The following is a 19,250-nucleotide window of genomic DNA, read 5'->3' as shown; positions in this document are numbered from 1 at the left end:
CTGAAGATTAGGCATTATCCGGCAAGGAAGGAGGGTGGGCCAGATATGAAAATCCCACAGTCGCGCGAAGCACGGCTGTGGGATCGATTTACCGCAAGCGCTTACTTGATGCGCTGACCCGGTTTGGCACCGCTGTCAGGGCTGAGCAGGTAGATTTCTTCACCGCCTGGGCCTGCGGCCATCACCATGCCTTCGGAGATCCCGAATTTCATTTTGCGTGGCTTCAGGTTGGCGATCATCATCGTCAGGCGACCATCGAGCTTCGATGGGTCCGGATAGGCGCTCTTGATCCCGGAGAACACATTGCGCTGCTCATCGCCGATGTCCAGGGTCAGGCGCAGCAGTTTGTCAGCGCCTTCCACGGCTTCTGCCTTGATGATCAGTGCAACGCGCAGATCGATTGCGGCGAACGCGTCAAAGTCGATCTCTGGCGACAGCGGGTCTTTGGCCAGCTCGCCGTTACCGGCAGGTGCCGCTTCGCCGGTGTCAGTCTGGCTGGCGGTCAGGTCTTCCTTGGATGCGTCGCTCATGGCTTGCACTTTTACTGGGTCGATGCGGGTCATCAACGGCTTGAACTCGTTCAACTGATGATTGCTGAGCAAGGTGGCGTGATCGTCCCAAGTCAACGGCGCGACGTTCAGGAACGCCTCGGCATCGGCGGCGAGCAGCGGCAGTACCGGTTTCAGGAAAATCACCAACTGGCGGAACAGGTTGATGCCCAGGGCACAGATGGCCTGGACTTCGTCCTGCTTGCCTTCCTGCTTGTTCAGCGACCACGGCGCCTTGTCGGCGATCCAGGCGTTGGCGCGGTCGGCCAGGCCCATGATTTCACGCATGGCGCGGGCAAAATCGCGAGCCTCATAGGCTTCGGCGATGCTTGGCGCGGCGGCGAGGAACGCTTCGGTCAGTTCTGGCGCAGCATTACCTGCCACCAGCACGCCGGCATTGCCTTTGTGGATGAAGCCTGCGCAGCGGCTGGCGATGTTGACGACCTTGCCCACCAGGTCAGAGTTGACCTTCTGCACGAAGTCTTCGAGGTTCAGGTCCAGGTCGTCGACGCCACGGCTCAGTTTGGCCGCGTAGTAGTAGCGCAGGTATTCCGGCGACAGGTGATCGAGGTAGGTCCGGGCCTTGATGAAGGTGCCACGCGACTTGGACATTTTCTGACCGTTGACGGTCAGGTAGCCGTGCACGTTGATACCCGTCGGCTTACGGAAACCGGCGCCCTCGAGCATGGCCGGCCAGAACAGGGCGTGAAAATTGACGATGTCCTTGCCGATGAAGTGGTACAGCTCTGCGGTGGAATCCTTGCCCCAGAACGCATCGAAATCCAGCTCCGGACGACGCGCGCAAAGGTTCTTGAAGCTCGCCATGTAGCCGATCGGCGCATCCAGCCAAACGTAGAAATACTTGCCTGGCTCATCCGGAATCTCGAACCCGAAGTACGGCGCATCGCGGGAAATGTCCCACTGTTGCAGGCCGGCATCCAGCCACTCGGCAATCTTGTTGGCAACGGCGTCTTGCAACGTGCCGCTGCGGGTCCAGGTTTGCAGCATTTCCTGGAAGTCCGGCAACTTGAAGAAGAAGTGTTGCGAGTCCTTGAGCACCGGAGTGGCACCGGAAATCGCCGACTTCGGATCCTTCAGGTCGGTCGGTGCATAGGTGGCGCCGCATTTTTCGCAGTTGTCGCCGTACTGGTCTTCGGTGCCGCATTTCGGGCAAGTGCCCTTGATGAAGCGGTCGGCCAGGAACATTTTCTTTTCCGGGTCGAAGTACTGAGTGATCGAACGCTGGGCGATGTGCCCGGCGTCGCGCAGCTTCAAGTAGATCTGGCTCGACAGCTCACGGTTTTCTTCGGCGTGAGTAGAGTGGAAGTTGTCGAAGTCCACCAGGAACTCGGCAAAGTCGGCGCTATGTTCAGCCTGGACATTGGCGATCAGTTGTTCCGGGGTGATGCCTTCCTTCTCTGCGCGCAGCATGATGGCCGAACCGTGGGCGTCGTCGGCGCAGACATAAATGCATTGGTTGCCGCGGTGCTTCTGGAAGCGCACCCACATATCGGTCTGGATGTATTCCAGCATGTGGCCAAGATGGATCGAACCATTGGCATAGGGCAGGGCGCTGGTGACGAGGATCTTGCGTGGCTCGGACATGGGGCTCGGCTACTTGATGAAACGGAGGTCGGCCACTATAAAGCGCTGGCGCATATTTTTCACCCCCGAGGCCTGAAGGCTTATTGTTGCAAGGGCGCTTTTTGTGGCGAGGGGATTTATCTGTGGCAGGGGGATTTATCCTCGTTCGACTGCGCAGCAGTCCTATAACTGTCGCGTTCTGTTCCGGATGGATCGTGATAGCAAAGTTTCTGGGGCGGCTTCGCCACCCAACGGGGATAAATCCCCTCGCCACAGTCAAGCGCGCGAGCCACAGTAATCTGTTCGCCACACATCCGTGTCCGGCGTACGATACCCGCCTGATTTTCCAGTCTTGTTATCGGAGTTGCCCATGAGCGCCGTCAATCGCGAAGCGGTGGAAGCCGTCCTTCGCCAATACACCGACCCTTACCTGAACCAGGACCCGGTCAGCGCCGGGTGCGTGCGCAATATCGAGATTCAGGGCGATCGCGTCAGCGTGCAACTGGAGTTGGGTTATGCCGCCGGCCTGTTCAAAAGTGGCTGGGCGCAACTGCTGCAAATGGCGATTGAAGGGCTGGATGGCGTGACCATCGCCCGTGTCGAGATCACCAGCGTGATTGCAGCGCACAAGGCTCAAGCGCAGATCCCGGGGTTGGCTAACGTCAAGAACGTAGTGGCCGTGGCTTCTGGCAAGGGCGGCGTGGGTAAATCCACCACTGCGGCCAACCTCGCATTGGCCCTGGCCCGCGAAGGTGCCAAAGTGGGGATTCTCGATGCCGATATTTACGGCCCAAGCCAGGGCATCATGTTTGGTATCCCCGAAGGTACGCGACCCAAGGTCAAGGATCAAAAGTGGTTCATCCCGATCGAGTCGCATGGCGTCGAAGTCATGTCGATGGCATTTCTGACCGACGACAACACCCCGATGGTCTGGCGCGGGCCGATGGTGTCGGGGGCGCTGCTGCAACTGGTCACCCAGACCGCTTGGGGCGACCTGGATTACCTGGTGATCGATATGCCGCCAGGCACCGGTGACATTCAGCTCACCCTGGCGCAAAAAGTACCGGTCGCTGGCGCGGTCATCGTCACCACGCCGCAAGACCTGGCACTGCTGGATGCGCGCAAGGGTGTCGAAATGTTCCGCAAGGTCAACATTCCGGTATTGGGCGTGGTCGAGAATATGGCCGTGCACATTTGTTCGAACTGCGGACATGCCGAGCATCTGTTCGGTGAGGGGGGCGGCGTCAAACTGGCCAATCAGTACGGGGTCGAGCTACTGGCCTCGTTGCCGCTGTCATTGGTGATTCGCGAGCAGGCCGACAGCGGCAAGCCAACGGTCATCGCCGAACCGGACAGCCAGATCGCCATGGTGTACCAGGAGCTTGCACGCCACGTCGGCGCGCGGATTGTGTTGCAGGAAGCGGTATCGCAGGCGATGCCGAACATCACCGTCAGCGACGATTGATTCGCTGAAGAAACCCGATGCAATGTGGGAGCGAGCCTGCTCGCGATGACGGATTTACATTCAACAGATTTGTTGACTGAACCACCGCTATCGCGAGCAGGCTCCCTCCCACAGTCGTTTTGTGCAGGTTTTAGATGCGCAACCCGCCATCCATTTCCAGAATCCGGCCGGTGTAGTAGTCGTTCTCGAAAATGTACGCCGCCGAGTGGGCGATTTCTTCAGGCTTGCCCATGCGTTTCAGTGGAATACCGGAAGTCATTTTCTCCAGTGCTTCAGGCTTCATGCCCAGCGTCATTTCGGTTTCGATGAAACCTGGCGCAATGCCTGCGACGCGGATGCCGTAGCGTGCCAGTTCCTTGGCCCAAGTCACGGTTGCTGCGGCGACACCTGCCTTGGCGGCGGAGTAGTTGGTCTGGCCGACATTGCCCGCACGTGAAATCGACGAGATATTGATGATCGCGCCAGTGTTTTTCAGTTCGACCATTTTCGCCGCGACTTCACGGGTGCACAGGAATACGCCGGTCAGGTTAACGTCGATGACTGCCTGCCATTGGGCCAGGCTCATCTTGGTCATCTCGCCGTCCTTGACCTTCAACAACAGGCCATCGCGCAGGATGCCGGCGTTGTTGATCAGGCCATTGATAGCGCCGAAATCTTCGGCAACCTGAGCCACCATATGCGTCACTTGTTCTTCATTGGCAACGTTGCACAGGTAAGCGCGGGCGTCGACGCCGTGGGCCTTGCAAGCGGCGACGGCGGCATCGAGCTTTTCCTGATTCAGGTCTACCAGCGCCAACCTGGCGCCCTTGCCTGCGAAATACTCGGCCATGGAGCGGCCTAAACCCTGGCAACCGCCAGTGATAATGATTACTTTGTCAGTGAGTTGCATTCGCATGCCCTGGTAGTAGGTCGCAGTGGTCTTCCTTTAAGAGGGCCTCTCTATCTGCACCTGATGTGGCCCGGCTGCACATGAGAACTGCCCCGATGGCGTACTGGAACTTTCACCAGATGCCTGTCCGTTTTTTCGACGGATTCTATATAAGGAGTCATAAATTGAGCGTTGAAGCGGCCAAGAATGCCCGAGAATTGCTTCTCAAGGAATACCGTGGAGTGCTGTCGACGCACTCCAAAGCCATGCCCGGTTTCCCTTTCGGCTCCGTCGTGCCGTATTGCCTGGACGACCAGGGTCGGCCGCTGATCCTGATCAGTCGCATTGCTCAACACACGCATAACCTGCAAAAAGACCCAAAGTGCTCGTTGTTCGTGGGTGAGCGCGGGGCTGAGGACGCACAAGCCGTCGGTCGCTTGACCTATCTGGCCGAGGCAGAAAAACTGGGGGACGAGACGGCCATCGAAGCCGCCGCCGAGCGCTACTACCGCTATTTCCCGGACTCGCAGAGTTACCACAAGGCGCATGATTTCGACTTCTGGGTGCTCAAGCCCGTGCGTCACCGCTACATCGGTGGTTTCGGCGCGATTCACTGGGTCGACCATTTGACCCTGGCCAATCCGTTTGCCGGCAAGGCAGAAGTGAGCATGGTCGAGCACATGAACGCCGATCACAGCAAAGCCATTGCTCATTACGTCGAGCTGGCCGGGTTGCCGAAAACCGAGCCCGCGCAATTGGCGGGTATAGACACCGAAGGCATGCACCTGCGTATTGGTCAGGGGCTGTACTGGCTGCCGTTTCAAGCGCCTTGTAATACGCCGACACAAGTGCGGGAAGCCTTGGTTTTTCTGGCTCACGCCGAACATTGGCCAAAAAATGAAGTGACCAACGCTTGAATTCACGAAACGGCGACGTCATCTAAGGATTACTGGCAAGGCATTCTTGCGTTGAGGAACCATTTGATGCGCCCTTTTTTATTGCTCTTTGTACTGTTTCCGGTGTTGGAGCTGTTCGTATTCGTCAAGGTGGCAGGGGCTATCGGGTTTTTCCCGGCCCTGCTGCTGATTATTCTCGGCTCGATGCTCGGCGTATTCGTACTGCGCATCGCCGGCCTGGCCACTGCGCTGCGTGCTCGTGAAAGCCTGAATCGTGGCGAACTGCCAGCCCAGACCATGCTGGAAGGCTTGATGTTGGCATTGGCCGGCGGCCTGTTGATTCTCCCGGGCTTCGTCACCGACGTGCTGGGTTTGATCATGCTGCTGCCGATTTCGCGCAAGCTGTTGGCCAATAAAATGCGCCAGCGTGCCGAAGAGGCGGCAATCCGTCAGCGAGCTTTTGCCGACGACTTGCAACCACGTGGTGGCCCGGCTCCCCATCAACCGCTGGGCCGCGAGCCCAACGTGATCGAAGGCGAGTTCGAGCACCGCGATCCCAAGTAATCCACTTCACTGCACGGCGCCTTCGGGTGCCGTGTTTGTTTTTGGGGTCTCAACATGAAAAATTTTCGATCCCCGCCCTTGTAATAACCTTATGCGCCCTTATGTAACGGTCACCGCAAGGTTTCTGGTAATTACGCCAGACAGACTTCCGCGTTTCGCTTGTCGAGACGCACCCGGCACCGCCGGATTTGTTAAACCCGCCGGGACTACACCGGCCGATGAAAACCACAATTAGGAGAGATCGACAATGAAGCTTCGTCCTCTGCATGACCGCGTCGTAATCCGTCGCAGCGAAGAAGAAAAGAAAACCGCTGGCGGTATCGTCCTGCCAGGCTCGGCTGCTGAAAAAGCCAACAGCGGCGAAATCCTCGCTGTCGGCACTGGCCGCGTGCTGGAAAACGGTGAAGTGCGTGCACTGGCCGTAAAAGTGGGTGACAAGGTTGTGTTCGGCCCGTACTCCGGCAGCAACACTGTGAAAGTCGACGGCGAAGACCTGTTGGTTATGGCTGAGAACGAGATTCTCGCCGTTATCGAAGGCTGATTCCCCGCTCATTTTCCCGTTACTACAAAAGTATTTAAGGATTATCGATCATGGCTGCTAAAGAAGTTAAATTCGGCGATTCCGCCCGTAAAAAAATGCTCGCCGGTGTCAACGTCCTGGCTGACGCAGTAAAAGCGACCCTGGGCCCTAAAGGCCGTAACGTGATCATCGAGAAGAGCTTCGGCGCTCCGACCATCACCAAGGACGGCGTTTCCGTTGCCAAAGAAATCGAGCTGAAAGATCGCTTCGAAAACATGGGCGCGCAGCTGGTTAAAGACGTTGCCTCCCGTGCCAACGATGACGCAGGCGACGGCACCACCACCGCCACCGTTCTGGCTCAATCGATCGTCAACGAAGGCCTCAAAGCCGTCGCTGCCGGCATGAACCCGATGGACCTGAAACGCGGCATCGACAAAGCGACCATCGCTATCGTCAAAGAGCTGAAAGCCCTGTCCAAGCCTTGCGCTGACACCAAGGCAATCGCTCAGGTCGGCACCATCTCGGCCAACTCCGACAGCTCCATCGGCGACATCATTGCCGAAGCCATGGAAAAAGTCGGTAAAGAAGGCGTGATCACCGTTGAAGAAGGCTCGGGCCTGGAAAACGAACTGTCGGTTGTTGAAGGCATGCAGTTCGACCGTGGTTACCTGTCCCCGTACTTCGTCAACAAGCCAGAGACCATGACTGCCGAGCTGGACGGTCCGCTGATCCTGCTGGTCGACAAGAAAATCTCGAACATCCGCGAAATGCTGCCAGTACTGGAAGCCGTTGCCAAAGCGGGCCGTCCACTGCTGATCGTGGCCGAAGACGTTGAAGGCGAAGCCCTGGCGACTCTGGTTGTGAACAACATGCGTGGCATCGTTAAAGTTGCAGCCGTCAAGGCTCCAGGCTTCGGCGACCGTCGCAAGGCAATGCTGCAGGACATCGCTGTTCTGACTGGCGGTACCGTTATCTCCGAAGAGATCGGCCTGAGCCTGGAAAGCACTACCCTGGAACACCTGGGTAATGCCAAGCGCGTGATCCTGTCGAAAGAAAACACCACCGTGATCGACGGTGCCGGCGTTGAGGCTGACATCCAGGCTCGCGTTCTGCAGATCCGTCAGCAAGTGGCTGACACTTCGTCCGACTACGACCGTGAAAAACTGCAAGAGCGCCTGGCCAAGCTGTCCGGCGGCGTTGCAGTGATCAAGGTTGGCGCTGGTTCCGAAGTTGAAATGAAAGAGAAGAAAGCCCGCGTTGAAGACGCCCTGCACGCAACCCGTGCAGCCGTTGAAGAAGGCGTGGTACCTGGCGGTGGCGTGGCACTGGTTCGCGCTCTGCAGGCTATCTCCGAACTGAAAGGCGACAACGCTGATCAAGACGTTGGTATCCAGTTGCTGCGTCGCGCTGTTGAAGCGCCGCTGCGCCAGATCGTTGCCAACTCCGGCGACGAGCCAAGCGTTGTTGTCGACAAGGTCAAGCAGGGTTCGGGTAACTACGGTTACAACGCTGCTACCGGCGAATACGGCGACATGATCGAAATGGGTATCCTCGACCCGGCTAAAGTGACTCGTTCGGCTCTTCAGGCAGCGGCTTCCATCGCCAGCCTGATGATCACCACCGAAGCGATGATCGCCGAGATCAAGGAAGACGGTCCAGCTGGCGGCGGCATGCCAGACATGGGCGGTATGGGTGGCATGGGCGGCATGATGTAACCCAGCCTTACCCGTATAAAAAAACCCCGCCTGCGTTAAGCAGGCGGGGTTTTTTATTGCCCATGTTTCGATCTGTGTATCAGGCGCTGACCGGTTTCGCTTTCACTACAGGCTCGGCCTTGGAGGCTGGCCGATACAAGATGTAGTAATAAGACCCGAGGCAGATCAGCCAGCAGAAAATGGCGGTCCACACGTTATGCGAGAAGAAGTGTGCGCCCTGCATCATCCGGCTGATGGAAAACACCGTGCCCAGCGCGAAGGCGAAGACAAACGCTTTACGGGCCAGCTTCGGACGACGATCACGCATGACAAAGAACAGTGCAAACAGGGTGAAGCCAGTCGCGGCATGGCCTCCGGGCCAGCAACGGCCAGGCTTATCGGTTTGTGGACGATGGGCGAGCAGTTCGCTGTAGGTTTCATGGCCGCCGAATTGCTCGAGGCTCCACGGGCATTGCACGGAAGTCACCACTTTAACCGGCGTGACAAACGAAGTGGCCAGCCCCAGCGATAGCACCAGGCAGCCGAGTTCGCGTTTGAAGGGCTTAAGCTTCGGCACAAAAAACGAGCCAATAAAGCCAATCACTGCCAGTACGGAAAAAGCGATGACCACTTGCTTGGCGCGGTCATGCAGGATGTTTTCCAGGAAGTAACTGTGGCGTCCGATAAAGTCACCGGCGACCGGATCGTAAAACAGTTTGGCCAGGTCCATGTCCACGGACGTCAATTCGAGCAGCACCAGAATGATCGCCGCAATGGCGGGAACACCCAGGCACACCCAAAAGTTGAGGGGGCGAGAGACAGGGCGGACAGCGGTTGATGACATGTTGGATCCTGAACAAAGGAAAAAGCCCCGAGGCATCGGCACGGGGCAATTCGGTTAACGTTCGCTGACTTGAGCAGCGCCCTCCATGGGCGTCCGCCAGCCAAGCAGCTGTTGCTTGAAGCCATAACTGGCCGTTTGGTAATAAGTGATTGCGCGAGCAATTAACGGGTCGGTGGAGTCAACCCGGGATTCCCGGCTCTCGGTCAATGCTTCATCGTGGCGACGCAGCCCGTTTCGCGGGCTCAGGATCGCCAGATCCTTGCCATCGAACAAGCCCAGATGCTGATAATTGCCAACTACCACACGTGGCGGCAGCGGATTGTCCTGCAACAGGTTGCGACCAAAAAACGTCGACTGGTAATCAAGGTTCAACAGGCCCAGCAAAGTGGGCGCCAGGTCGATCTGGCTGGCCAGTTGCGCGGTTTCCCGGGCGTCGATCAGTTTCGGTGCATAAATGAACAATGGAATCTGATAGTTATTGATCGGCAAGTCTTCACGGCCGGCGCTACCGGCCGTGTGATCGGCGACGAACACGAAAATCGTGTTATCAAACCACGGCTTTTTGCGGGCCTGATCAAGGAACTGACCGATGGCGTAGTCGGTATATTTCACCGCGCCGTCGCGACCGTTGCCGGATTTGATGTCGATCCGGTTATCGGGATAGGTGTAAGGACGATGATTGGAGGTTGTCATCAGTTGCAGCAGGAAAGGCTGTTGTTTGGCGTAGTCGGCGTCGGCCAGCTTCAAGGTCTGCTTATAAAGGTCTTCATCGGCCATGCCCCAGGCATTTTTGAAGTGGATCTCTGATTCATCAACGCTGCTCTGATCGACCACGCGGTAGCCATTACCGCTGAAAAAAGCGTTCATGTTGTCGAAGTAACCGCGCCCACCATAGACGAAGACGCTGTCGTAGCCGATGGCGGCGAGTTGTTGCCCGAGGCTGGCAAAACCGCTTTCACGGCCGACCCGTTTCACGATTGAACGCCCAGGCGTGGGCGGGATCGCCAGGGTGATCGCTTCGAGGCCGCGATCGGTACGCGTACCAGTGGCGTAGAAGTTGTTGAAATACAGGCTCTGCTTGCGCAGGGCGTCCAGATTGGGGGTGAGATTACGTTCGTCGCCGTTGCTGCCCATGTACTTGGCACTGAAGCTTTCGATGGTCACCAGCACGATATTGGGTGTGCGCAAAGCGCCCGGATTGTCGATTTGTCGGCGGATATCTTGCGGGTCTTCGCCGATGAAACGGGCATTGGGTTCGCTCAATTCCGCTCGAATCTGCTGTGCGACGACGGCGGGCGGCAGGCTGCTATAGAACTGCGGGTAATCGAGTTCGTTGTTGCGGAACGCGGCAAAAAATTGATAAGGGCCGTTGCTTGCCAGTTCGTTCTGATAGGCATTGCCGCCCTGCGCCCGAGGCGCGTCCTGATTGAGCAGTTGCGCACTCAGGCCAGCGACCAGCAACAGGCCCAGCGCGCTCAACATGCGCCCGCGCAATGGCGGCAACGGTGCATCCAGCGCAGCATTGAACGGTTTACGCAAAGCGAAACTCAAGGCTACAGCCACCACTGCGAGCGCGCTCAGCAATGCGCCGATAGGGTAGGACTCGAGCAGGTTGTTCAGTACTTCGTCTGAATACACCAGGTAATCGACAGCGATAAAGTTGAAGCGCACGCCAAATTCATCCCAGAACAGCCACTCGGCCACTGAGACGAACAACATCGCGAACAGGCTGACGGTCAACAGGCCTTGAAGAAACCAGCGGTGACCACGACGCTGCCACAGTGCTTTCGGGCAAAGCAGCAAATAAAGGCCCATGGGCAGCGCGGCGTAGGCGATAAAACCCAGGTCGTACAGCAGGCCTATTCCGAAGAGCGACAGTGAGCCGCTGCCAGCCTCGTCCAGATGAGTGAGGAGCAGGATGGTTCGGGTCAGAAAGAAAATGACCAGCCAGACGCCGGTGACGAGCAACAGAAAACGCAGGGGTGCGGTCTTGAAATGATCCATTGTGTATACATTCCTTGGTCTTAGGCGCGGGAGTTTCACCCTCGTGCTGTAGTCAGCTTGTGAATCGATAGTGAAAAACTTGTTATTTGGCTGATTCGGTTGAACATACCGATTCTGCTGTTCGCCGGTCTAGCCCTGAGCCACGCTTGGCCTTAAGCTGCGCGGGCCAAGACGGCTGTTACTGCGTGCGGAGGAGATACCCATGCGAATTCTGTTGGTTGAAGACAACCGCGATATCCTGGCCAATCTGGCAGATTACCTGGGACTCAAGGGCTACACCGTGGATTGTGCGCAGGACGGTCTGTCGGGCTTGCACCTTGCGGCCACCGAGCATTACGACCTGATCGTGCTCGACATCATGCTGCCGGGTATTGATGGCTACACGCTGTGCAAACGCCTGCGCGAAGACGCCCGTCGTGATACCCCGGTGATCATGCTCACTGCGCGTGATCAATTGGACGACCGTCTGCAAGGTTTCAAGTCCGGTGCCGATGATTACCTGATCAAACCCTTTGCCCTGTCCGAACTGGCTGCGCGCATCGAAGCCGTCATGCGCCGGGCCCAAGGAGGCGGTCGACGCACGTTGCAGGTCGGCGATCTGGCTTACGACCTGGATACCCTGGAGGTCACGCGCGAGGGGCGGTTGCTGAAACTCAACCCGGTGGGCCTGAAACTGCTGGCGGTGCTGATGCAAAAGAGCCCGCACGTGCTACGTCGGGAAATTCTCGAAGAAGCGCTATGGGGCGATGATTGCCCGGACAGCGACAGCTTGCGCAGCCACGTTCATCAGTTGCGCCAGGTGATCGACAAACCGTTCGCCAAGCCTTTGCTGCAAACCGTACACGGTGTTGGCTATCGTTTGGCCGAGGGCCGGGATGGAGTTTAAACAGAGCCTTGCTCAGCGGATCATCATTGCCTTTGCGCTGATGAGCGCGCTGGTGGCGGGCGCGTTCGCCATGGGCATTGTGGCGACCGTGCACCTGGTGGAAGAAAAACTGATTTCGGCAGGTTTGGGCGGCGATCTCCAGCGCTTGTTGCTGATGGACAGTGTGTCGGACTGGAGCCACCGCCCGGAGCCGGATCAGCTGTTCTATTTCAGTGGTGGCCCGGGCGACTTCGAACTGCCCAAGGATCTGCGGCATCTTGAGCCGGGTTTTCACGAAGTGTTTCGCGAACAATTGTCGTACCACGCGATGGTTGAAGTCGTTGATGGCCGGCGTTACGTGTTGTTGCAGGATCAAAGCGATTTCGAGGAGCGTGAGCGGGTTTTGTTCGCCGTGGTGTTGGTGGGCTTTGTCCTGAGCCTGGCACTGGCGGTATTTCTCGGATGGGTGCTGGCGCGCAAAGTGATGGCCCCGGTCGTACGCTTGGCTCGTCAGGTTCGTCACCGTGATCAATTATTGGGACTGGCGCCACCCTTGGCTCCGGACTACGCCGCCGATGAAGTGGGCGAGTTGGCCGTGGCCTTCGACGCTACGTTGGGGCGTTTGCGCCAGGCACTAACGCGCGAGCGCCTGTTCACCAGTGATGTCAGCCACGAACTGCGCACACCGTTGATGGTGCTTGCCAGTTCCTGTGAGCTGCTGCTGGAAAACCCCGGCATCGATCAACGGGGTCGTGCTCAGGTCGAGCGAATTGCCCGTGCCTGTGAAGAGATGCGTGAGCTGGTACAAACCTTCTTGATGCTGGCCCGCGCACAACGTGAAGACGCCAGCATGTCGCCGCAACAGAGCCTGACCCAGGTGGCCGATGGTTTGCTCAATCAATGGCGTGAACCCATTGAGGAAAAAGGCTTGGCGCTGATGTTTGAACCGGGCCATCCGGCAAACACTTGCTACAACGCAACACTGCTGCACGCGGTCATGGGTAACCTTTTGCGTAACGCGCTGCATTACACCGAGCAAGGGTTCATCCGTTTGACGTTGACTGCCACAGGTTTCGTGGTGGAAGACAGCGGTGTCGGTATTCCCGAGGAAAAACGCGAGGCGATGTTCGAGCCCTTCGTGCGGGGTACTGAAAAACGTGGCGAAGGCTTGGGGCTCGGGTTGTCGCTGGTGCAGCGTATTTGCGAGAACCAGGGCTGGACGGTCAGCCTGACAACCATGGAGCCCAACGGTTGCCGTTTTCAGGTTGAGCTGGATCCATCGAGTGTGAGCTGATCGGATTTCTGCTCGGTACTGGCCCAGAGCCATTGCTGGTGCCCTGTAAAACCTCGAAATACTTCGGGGTTTTACACGACGATTTTTTCACAAGGTCATGACCTGACTCTGACACGGCGCTGCCTATCGTGGTCGTCATCAGCAGTTAAGAGACCTTGATGATGACCAGCCCGATCAAACTTGATTTTTCCGAGAAATACGACGACCAGCACGCTAATCGATACCTGCGCAAGCATCAGGAAGGCTTGGCTCGACGTCTGTCTCACCGACGCGACGAGCAACTGGCGCGAAAGGCACTGAAACTCGCTGGAGAACCGGGGCTGGTCCTCGATTTACCGTGTGGAGCAGGGCGTTTCTGGCCTCTGCTGGCAGAGAAGTCCAATCGCGCAATCATCGGAGCCGACAACTCCGAGTCAATGTTGAAGATCGCTCTGCAGGCACAACCCGCAGACGCAGTGAAACGGGTACAACCCTTGCACACTTCTGCATTCGACATTGCCTTACCTGATAACGCCGTCGACAGTATTTTTTGCATGCGTTTGCTGCATCACATCGGCGAAGCCCAGCATCGATTGGCTATTTTGCGAGAATTCCAGCGTGTCACTCGTGACAGCGTGATTCTTTCTCTGTGGGTGGACGGCAACTTCAAAGCCTGGAAACGCAAGCGCGCCGAGAAAACCCGTGGGCAAGAGGGTTACCAAAACAGGTTTGTGTTACCGGCTGCTACGGTTGAAAAAGAATTCGAAATGGCTGGTTTTCGTATACAGGAACAATTGGACTTTATACCGCTCTACGCCATGTGGCGGGTTTACGTATTACGCAAGAGGTAACAGGATGGCAGTTCAATGTGCAGCAGAAACGGAAGTCGCTCCTCAGGACCGCTTCGACTATTTCTGGAATCAGCGCGGTGAATGGGTAGAAGAACCTAACGTCCGCCGTGGCGGTGAAAGTGGTGTGCAGCGTGTTTTTGGCAGCGATGGGCAACTGCTCTACGCGAAACGTCAAACCGGGCATATTTACCGCAGCTGGCTGCACCCGTTGGGTCGGCCGACGGTGTTGCGCGAGCGTGATGCACTCACCGGTTTGCGCCAGATCAACGTTCGGGTGCCCGAAATTGTGTTCTGTGGTGCACAACGCGATCCCGTGCACAAATGGCGCGCGTTACTGGTGACCAAGTCGCTGGACGGTTTCCAGGAAATCGAGCAGTGGATCGCCGGTGGCGGTCGCGAGCGTCATGGCGAAGCGGTCTATGAGCGCGTGCTCAAGGACTTGGCAGACAATCTGGCACGCATGCACCAAGGACGTTGGCAGCACAGCTGCATTTACATCAAACATGTGTTCGTTCGGGTGAGCGGTGACGGCGATGCGGCACAGGTCGAGGTGGCATTGATCGATCTGGAGAAGTGCCGTCGGCGTTTGACGGCCTATCAGGCGGCGTCTCATGACATGAAGCAATTGCGCCGCCATTCGTCGTTCAGTACCGCAGATTGGCAAAAACTCGTCTACTTTTATGAGACGGCGTTTGGCAGCGCTATCAAGGGTTTATAGCAATGAAACTCGAAATTGCACGAGGTGTGTTTTTAATCGGAGCCTTGGCAGTTGCCTCTTTGGCGGTGGCTGCCTGGGAGCAGCCTCGCACACAGGTCCTCAGTTCAGTGAGCAGCGATGCTCACTGTCCATTGCCACGGGTTGCGAAAGCCGCCGTGGCGTCTCAACCCGACCATGATTTACTGCTGTTCATGTTCGGCATGTCCCAGGGAATGAGGCCGCAGAGTTGAACAGATTGAAGCCAAAATAAAAGGCCTCGCAAATGCGAGGCCTTTTATTTTGTAGCTAGCCCTTCCTGTATTCAGGTTTTGTCAGCTTTGGCCAACAGCGTGTACACGCACGGCAACACGAACAATGTAAACAAGGTGCCGATCGACATGCCCGTAGCGATCACCATGCCGATGTCGAATCGGCTGACCGCCCCGGCCCCTGTGGCAATGATCAGCGGCACCATGCCGAATACCATCGCAGCGGTGGTCATCAGCACTGGACGCAAACGAATGGCTGCGGCTTCTTCCACGGCCTCGCGCGGTGTCAGCCCCTTGTCCTTACGTAGCTGATTGGCAAACTCGACAATCAGAATCCCGTGTTTGCTGATCAAACCGATCAGGGTCACCAAACCCACCTGGGTGTAAATGTTCATGCTCGACCAACCCAGGAATAACGGGATCAGCGCGCCACAAATCGACAGCGGCACGGTCACCAAAATCACCAGTGGATCGCGGAAGCTTTCAAACTGTGCAGCCAGCACCAGGAAAATAATCGCCAATGCCAACCCGAAGGTGACCCATAGCGCGCTGCCTTCCTGGACGAATTGCCTTGAGGCGCCGGCATAGTCGATGGCGTAACCGGCCGGCGCTTCTTCGAGCGTAATCTGGCGCACGGCTTCCAGGGCTTCACCCATGCTGACCAACGGCACCCCGGACAGGATGGCCGAATTGAGTTGCTGGAACTGGTTGAGCTGTCGCGGCCGTGCGCGGTCGCTTACGGTAATCAGCGTCGACAACGCCAGCAGTTCGCCCTTGTTGTTTTTCACGTAGTAGTTGTTCAGCCAATCCGGGTTGTCGCGGTAGGGCCGTTCGACCTGCGCGATGACTTTGTAGCTACGTCCTTCAATGGTGAAACGGTTGATTTCAGCCTCACCCAGCAAGGTCGCGAGGGTTGCGCCCAGGTCCTGCATCGAGACGCCCATCTGCGCTGCTTTGGCGCGATCAATGTCCACCACCACTTCCGGTTTGTCGAAGGCCAGATCGACGTCGACGAATGCAAACTTGCCGGACTCCATCGCCCTTTTTTTCACCCGGTCCATCACTTGCAGCAAAGAGGCGTAATCGTTGGCCGTGTTGATCACGAACTGAAAGGGCAGCCCTTCGCCGGTGCCCGGTAGCGAAGGCAAGTTAAAGCCGAAAACCTGCAGGCCGGGGATTTGCCCAAGCTTGGCCTGCACCTCCGGCAGAATTGCCATTTGAGTCTTGCTGCGTTCGTTCCAGGGTTTGAGCAGGAAGCCACCGATGCCCGATTGCACACCGTTGAACCCGTTGATCTGGAACGAGGAGTAATACTCCGGGAACTCCTTGAAGATCTTGATGAAGTCGTCGGTGTAGGTATTGAGGTAGTCAAGGTTGGTGGGTTGCGGTGCGTTGGCCAGCATGAAAATGATGCCTTGGTCTTCGTCCGGTGCCAGTTCGTTTTTGGTGAATTTGAGCAACACCGGAATCAGGCACAACACGATCACCGCAAACACCAGCACCACCGGCCGGGTGTTGAGCGTACCGTGCAGCGCGCTCTGGTAACGCCGCTTCAGGCCCTCGAAAATCCGGTCGAGACGATGCGCCAGACCGCTGGGATTTTCGTCGTGGCGCAGTAAGAGTGCGCACATCATCGGTGATAACGTCAGGGCAACAATGCCGGAAATCACCACTGCACCGGCCAGCGTCAGCGCGAACTCCTTGAACAACGCACCGGTCAGTCCAGTCAGGAAACCGATCGGTGCATAGACCGCTGCCAGCGTGATGGTCATCGAAACCACTGGCATGGCGATTTCGCGCGCGCCTTCGATGGCGGCATCGAACGGCGTTTTGCCTTCCTCGATGTGGCGGTGGATGTTTTCCACCACGACGATGGCATCGTCCACCACCAGACCGATGGCCAACACCATCGCCAACAGGGTCAGCAGGTTGATCGAGTAGCCCATCATCTGCATGAAAAACATCACGCCGATCATCGACAACGGGATGGTGACGACGGGAATCACTACCGAACGCAGCGCGCCGAGAAACAGGAACACCACCACGATCACAATCAGCACGGCTTCGAACAGGGTTTTCACCACTTCGTCGATAGAAGCCTGAATGAACAGCGTGGCGTCGTAGGCAATTTCACCTTTGAGGTTGGGCGGTAACTGGGCGTCCAGTTCCGGCATGATCTTGCGCACTTCCTTGATCACATCCAGCGGGTTGGCGCCGGGCGTGGCCTTGATGCCGATGTACACCGAAGGCGTGCCGCCGAATGAGCTGATGGTGTCGTAGTTTTCCGCGCCCATCTCAACCCGCGCGACATCGCTGAGCAGCACGCGGCTGTCGCCGTCGACCTTGAGGGGAATCGCGGCGAAGGCTTCGGCAGATTTAAGCTCGGTGTTGGCGTTGATACTGGTGACCACGTATTCGCCTTTGACCTCGCCAGCGGCGGACAGAAAGTTGTACTGGCGCACGGCATTGGTCACGTCGCTGGCGCTGAGGCCGAAACCCGCGAGTTTGACCGGGTCCAGCCACAGGCGCATGGCGAACACCTGGTTGCCGAGAATTTCGGCTTCAGCCATGCCCGGCAGGGTCGCCAGTTTTGGCTGGATCACCCGCGACAAGTAGTCGGTAATCTGCGGGTTGCTGAGTTCCTTGCTGAAGTAGCTGATGTACATCAACGCCGAAGCGTCGGCGGCTTCCTTGCTCAGCACCGGGTCTTCGGCGTCCTGCGGCAGCTTGTTCTTGACTTCATTGGCCTTGGCCAGCAGTTCAGTGAACAAGCGGTCACTGTTGGAACCGATACGTGCGTAGATCGAAATCACCGAGAAGTTCTGGCGACTGACCGACGTCATGTAGTCGATACCTTCCGCGCTGGCGAGGCTTTGCTGCATGGGTTGGGTGATGTAGCCCTGAATGGTTTCGGCGTTGGCCCCGGGATAAGCGGTGGTCACCGTGATCAGGGCGTTTTCCATTTGCGGGTATTGGCGCAGCGGCAACTTGCTGAAGGCTTGAAAGCCCAGCAGCACAATCAACAGGCTGACCACGGTGGCGAGCACCGGGCGACGGATGAACGGATCAGTAAAAGCCATGGGGATTCCTTGATCAGTCCGCGCGCGGCTGACTGCTCTGCTCGGCTAAAGTCTTGTCGTCGCTAATAGCAATGTGTGCGCCGTTGTCCAGTTTGATCTGGCCGGCCGTGACCACTTTGTCGCCTTTTTGCAGGCCTTTGGTGATCATCACCAGCCCCTCGCGACGCTCGCCGGTTTCGATGAAACGCCGCTCGGCGATCAGGATCGGTTGGCCCTTGTCATCCTTTTCAATGCTGCCGTCTTCGGCTTTCTTCTGCGCTACCACGTAGATCGAATTGCCGTAGAGCGTGTAGGTGATCGCTGTTTCCGGCACGACAATGCGCGGCTGCGGATCAGGCAATAACACTTGCAAACTGGCGAACATGCCCGGCAGCAATTTGCCGTCGGGGTTGGCAAGCGTCGCGCGAACCTGGACGTTGCGCGTGGTGTTTTCGACCTTGGGGTTGATCGCGCTGATGGTGCCGGGGAAGCTTTGTGTCGGGTACGCCGAGACATTGAGTTGCACCGATTGACCGACAGCGATTTTCGGCACCGATTGTTCGGGCACAAAAAAATCGACGTACAGGCTGCTGAGGTCTTGAAGGGTCGCGATCTTGGTGCCGCTGGCGAGGTAGTCTCCAACGTCAACCTGTCGAATGCCGATGGTCCCGCTGAAGGGCGCCAGGATGCGCTTTTTCGCCAGTGATGCCTTGAGCTGGTTGACCGTGGCTTTGTTCTTTTTCAGTACTGCCGAAAGACGATCGAACTCGCCTTTGGAGATGGCTTGGCTGCCCACCAGCTGACTGCCACGGGTGTAATCAACCTGGGCCAGACCCAGGTCGGCGAGCGCGGTTTCGAGCAGGGCGGTTTCTACGCCGCTGTCGAGTTGTACGATTGGCTGGCCGGCCTGGACCTTCTGCCCGGATTCGAACTGCAGGTCCGTGACAGTGCCGGATACCTCCAGGCTCAGGTCAACGCCTTGCAGCGCCTTGAGCGTGCCGACAGTGGGCAGGCGCAACTGCCACGGCTGTTCGTTGGCGGTAGCCACGGCGACGCTGATCGGCGGTCGAGGTGCGGAAAAACCTTGAATCATCGTATAGACGGAGAAGGCTTTATAAGCGGCCAGGACCAGCACAATCAGCAGAACAGCACCCAACATGATCAGCATGCGGCGACGCAGCATATTTCCACTTCCTTGAGAAAATCAGGTGAGACAGGCGCGAACATTACTCTGAGTATGGCGGCGAAT

The 19,250-nt window shown here is 57.5% G+C and carries 15 protein-coding genes; 9 read left to right on the top strand and 6 right to left on the bottom strand.

Features of this window, described 5'->3' with window-relative positions; genetic code table 11:
- Window positions 1-101 precede the first annotated feature (101 nt).
- Window positions 102-2,153, bottom strand: a complete 2,052-nt coding sequence (gene metG / locus ACQR3R_RS20800) for a methionine--tRNA ligase (protein ID WP_428274854.1) — start codon at window positions 2,151-2,153, stop codon at window positions 102-104.
- A gap of 349 nt (window positions 2,154-2,502) precedes the next feature.
- Here metG and apbC point away from each other — a divergent pair, with 349 nt between their 5' ends.
- Window positions 2,503-3,597 (top strand): iron-sulfur cluster carrier protein ApbC, encoded by a 1,095-nt coding sequence (apbC, locus tag ACQR3R_RS20795; RefSeq protein WP_428274852.1) that lies wholly within the window; start codon window positions 2,503-2,505, stop codon window positions 3,595-3,597.
- A gap of 130 nt (window positions 3,598-3,727) precedes the next feature.
- On the opposite strand, the gene ACQR3R_RS20790 is transcribed toward apbC, so the two are convergent.
- Window positions 3,728-4,486: an SDR family oxidoreductase gene (locus tag ACQR3R_RS20790; protein WP_428274850.1), complete on the bottom strand. Its 759-nt coding sequence runs from the start codon at window positions 4,484-4,486 to the stop codon at window positions 3,728-3,730.
- A gap of 164 nt (window positions 4,487-4,650) precedes the next feature.
- Here ACQR3R_RS20790 and ACQR3R_RS20785 point away from each other — a divergent pair, with 164 nt between their 5' ends.
- The 4 genes from ACQR3R_RS20785 to groL all read left to right on the top strand — a co-directional run bounded on the left by ACQR3R_RS20785 (window position 4,651) and on the right by groL (window position 8,160).
- Window positions 4,651-5,382, top strand: a complete 732-nt coding sequence (locus ACQR3R_RS20785) for a DUF2470 domain-containing protein (RefSeq protein ID WP_428274848.1) — start codon at window positions 4,651-4,653, stop codon at window positions 5,380-5,382.
- Window positions 5,383-5,448: 66 nt separating this feature from the next.
- Window positions 5,449-5,925, top strand: a complete 477-nt coding sequence (locus ACQR3R_RS20780) for an FxsA family protein (protein ID WP_428274846.1) — start codon at window positions 5,449-5,451, stop codon at window positions 5,923-5,925.
- Between the two features lie 247 nt (window positions 5,926-6,172).
- Window positions 6,173-6,466 carry a co-chaperone GroES gene (locus ACQR3R_RS20775; protein WP_054045166.1) on the top strand — a complete coding sequence of 98 codons (294 nt, stop codon included), beginning with the start codon at window positions 6,173-6,175 and terminating at the stop codon, window positions 6,464-6,466.
- Between the two features lie 50 nt (window positions 6,467-6,516).
- The gene (gene groL / locus ACQR3R_RS20770; RefSeq protein ID WP_162439429.1) at window positions 6,517-8,160 is read left to right on the top strand and encodes a chaperonin GroEL; all 1,644 of its coding nucleotides are present in this window, start codon (window positions 6,517-6,519) and stop codon (window positions 8,158-8,160) included.
- Window positions 8,161-8,239: 79 nt separating this feature from the next.
- Here groL and ACQR3R_RS20765 read toward each other — a convergent pair whose 3' ends face one another.
- Together ACQR3R_RS20765 and ACQR3R_RS20760 are read right to left on the bottom strand one after the other, a co-directional pair.
- On the bottom strand, window positions 8,240-8,983 hold the full coding sequence (locus tag ACQR3R_RS20765) for a phosphatase PAP2 family protein (protein ID WP_428274843.1): 744 nt from the start codon (window positions 8,981-8,983) through the stop codon (window positions 8,240-8,242).
- A gap of 54 nt (window positions 8,984-9,037) precedes the next feature.
- A complete protein-coding gene (locus ACQR3R_RS20760) occupies window positions 9,038-10,987 on the bottom strand; it encodes a sulfatase-like hydrolase/transferase (RefSeq protein ID WP_428274841.1) in 1,950 nt (649 codons plus the stop codon).
- Between the two features lie 202 nt (window positions 10,988-11,189).
- Between ACQR3R_RS20760 and colR the strand changes: the two genes are divergently transcribed.
- From colR to ACQR3R_RS20740, 4 genes are all read left to right on the top strand, one after another.
- Window positions 11,190-11,873, top strand: a complete 684-nt coding sequence (gene colR, locus ACQR3R_RS20755) for a two-component system response regulator ColR (protein ID WP_162439431.1) — start codon at window positions 11,190-11,192, stop codon at window positions 11,871-11,873.
- Complete coding sequence (locus ACQR3R_RS20750) at window positions 11,863-13,146, top strand: ATP-binding protein (RefSeq protein ID WP_428274839.1); 1,284 nt, start codon at window positions 11,863-11,865, stop codon at window positions 13,144-13,146. Before colR ends, ACQR3R_RS20750 begins: the two co-directional genes overlap by 11 nt.
- Before the next feature lie 158 nt (window positions 13,147-13,304).
- Complete coding sequence (locus ACQR3R_RS20745; RefSeq protein WP_428274837.1) at window positions 13,305-13,976, top strand: methyltransferase domain-containing protein; 672 nt, start codon at window positions 13,305-13,307, stop codon at window positions 13,974-13,976.
- Between the two features lie 4 nt (window positions 13,977-13,980).
- Entirely contained in the window at window positions 13,981-14,694 is a 714-nt protein-coding gene (locus tag ACQR3R_RS20740) for a lipopolysaccharide kinase InaA family protein (RefSeq protein ID WP_428274835.1), read from the top strand.
- Window positions 14,695-14,995: 301 nt separating this feature from the next.
- On the opposite strand, the gene ACQR3R_RS20735 is transcribed toward ACQR3R_RS20740, so the two are convergent.
- Both ACQR3R_RS20735 and ACQR3R_RS20730 read right to left on the bottom strand, forming a co-directional pair.
- On the bottom strand, window positions 14,996-18,022 hold the full coding sequence (locus ACQR3R_RS20735) for a multidrug efflux RND transporter permease subunit (protein ID WP_428274833.1): 3,027 nt from the start codon (window positions 18,020-18,022) through the stop codon (window positions 14,996-14,998).
- A 13-nt stretch (window positions 18,023-18,035) separates the two neighbouring features.
- Entirely contained in the window at window positions 18,036-19,184 is a 1,149-nt protein-coding gene (locus ACQR3R_RS20730; RefSeq protein WP_428274831.1) for an efflux RND transporter periplasmic adaptor subunit, read from the bottom strand.
- Between the last annotated feature and the right edge of the window lie 66 nt (window positions 19,185-19,250).

The organism is Gordonia sp. IEGM753 (assembly GCF_050321825.1).
Classification (GTDB): domain Bacteria; phylum Pseudomonadota; class Gammaproteobacteria; order Pseudomonadales; family Pseudomonadaceae; genus Aquipseudomonas.
Note: the sequence above shows the minus strand (reverse complement) of the source record. Positions and strands in the feature narration are given on the sequence as shown.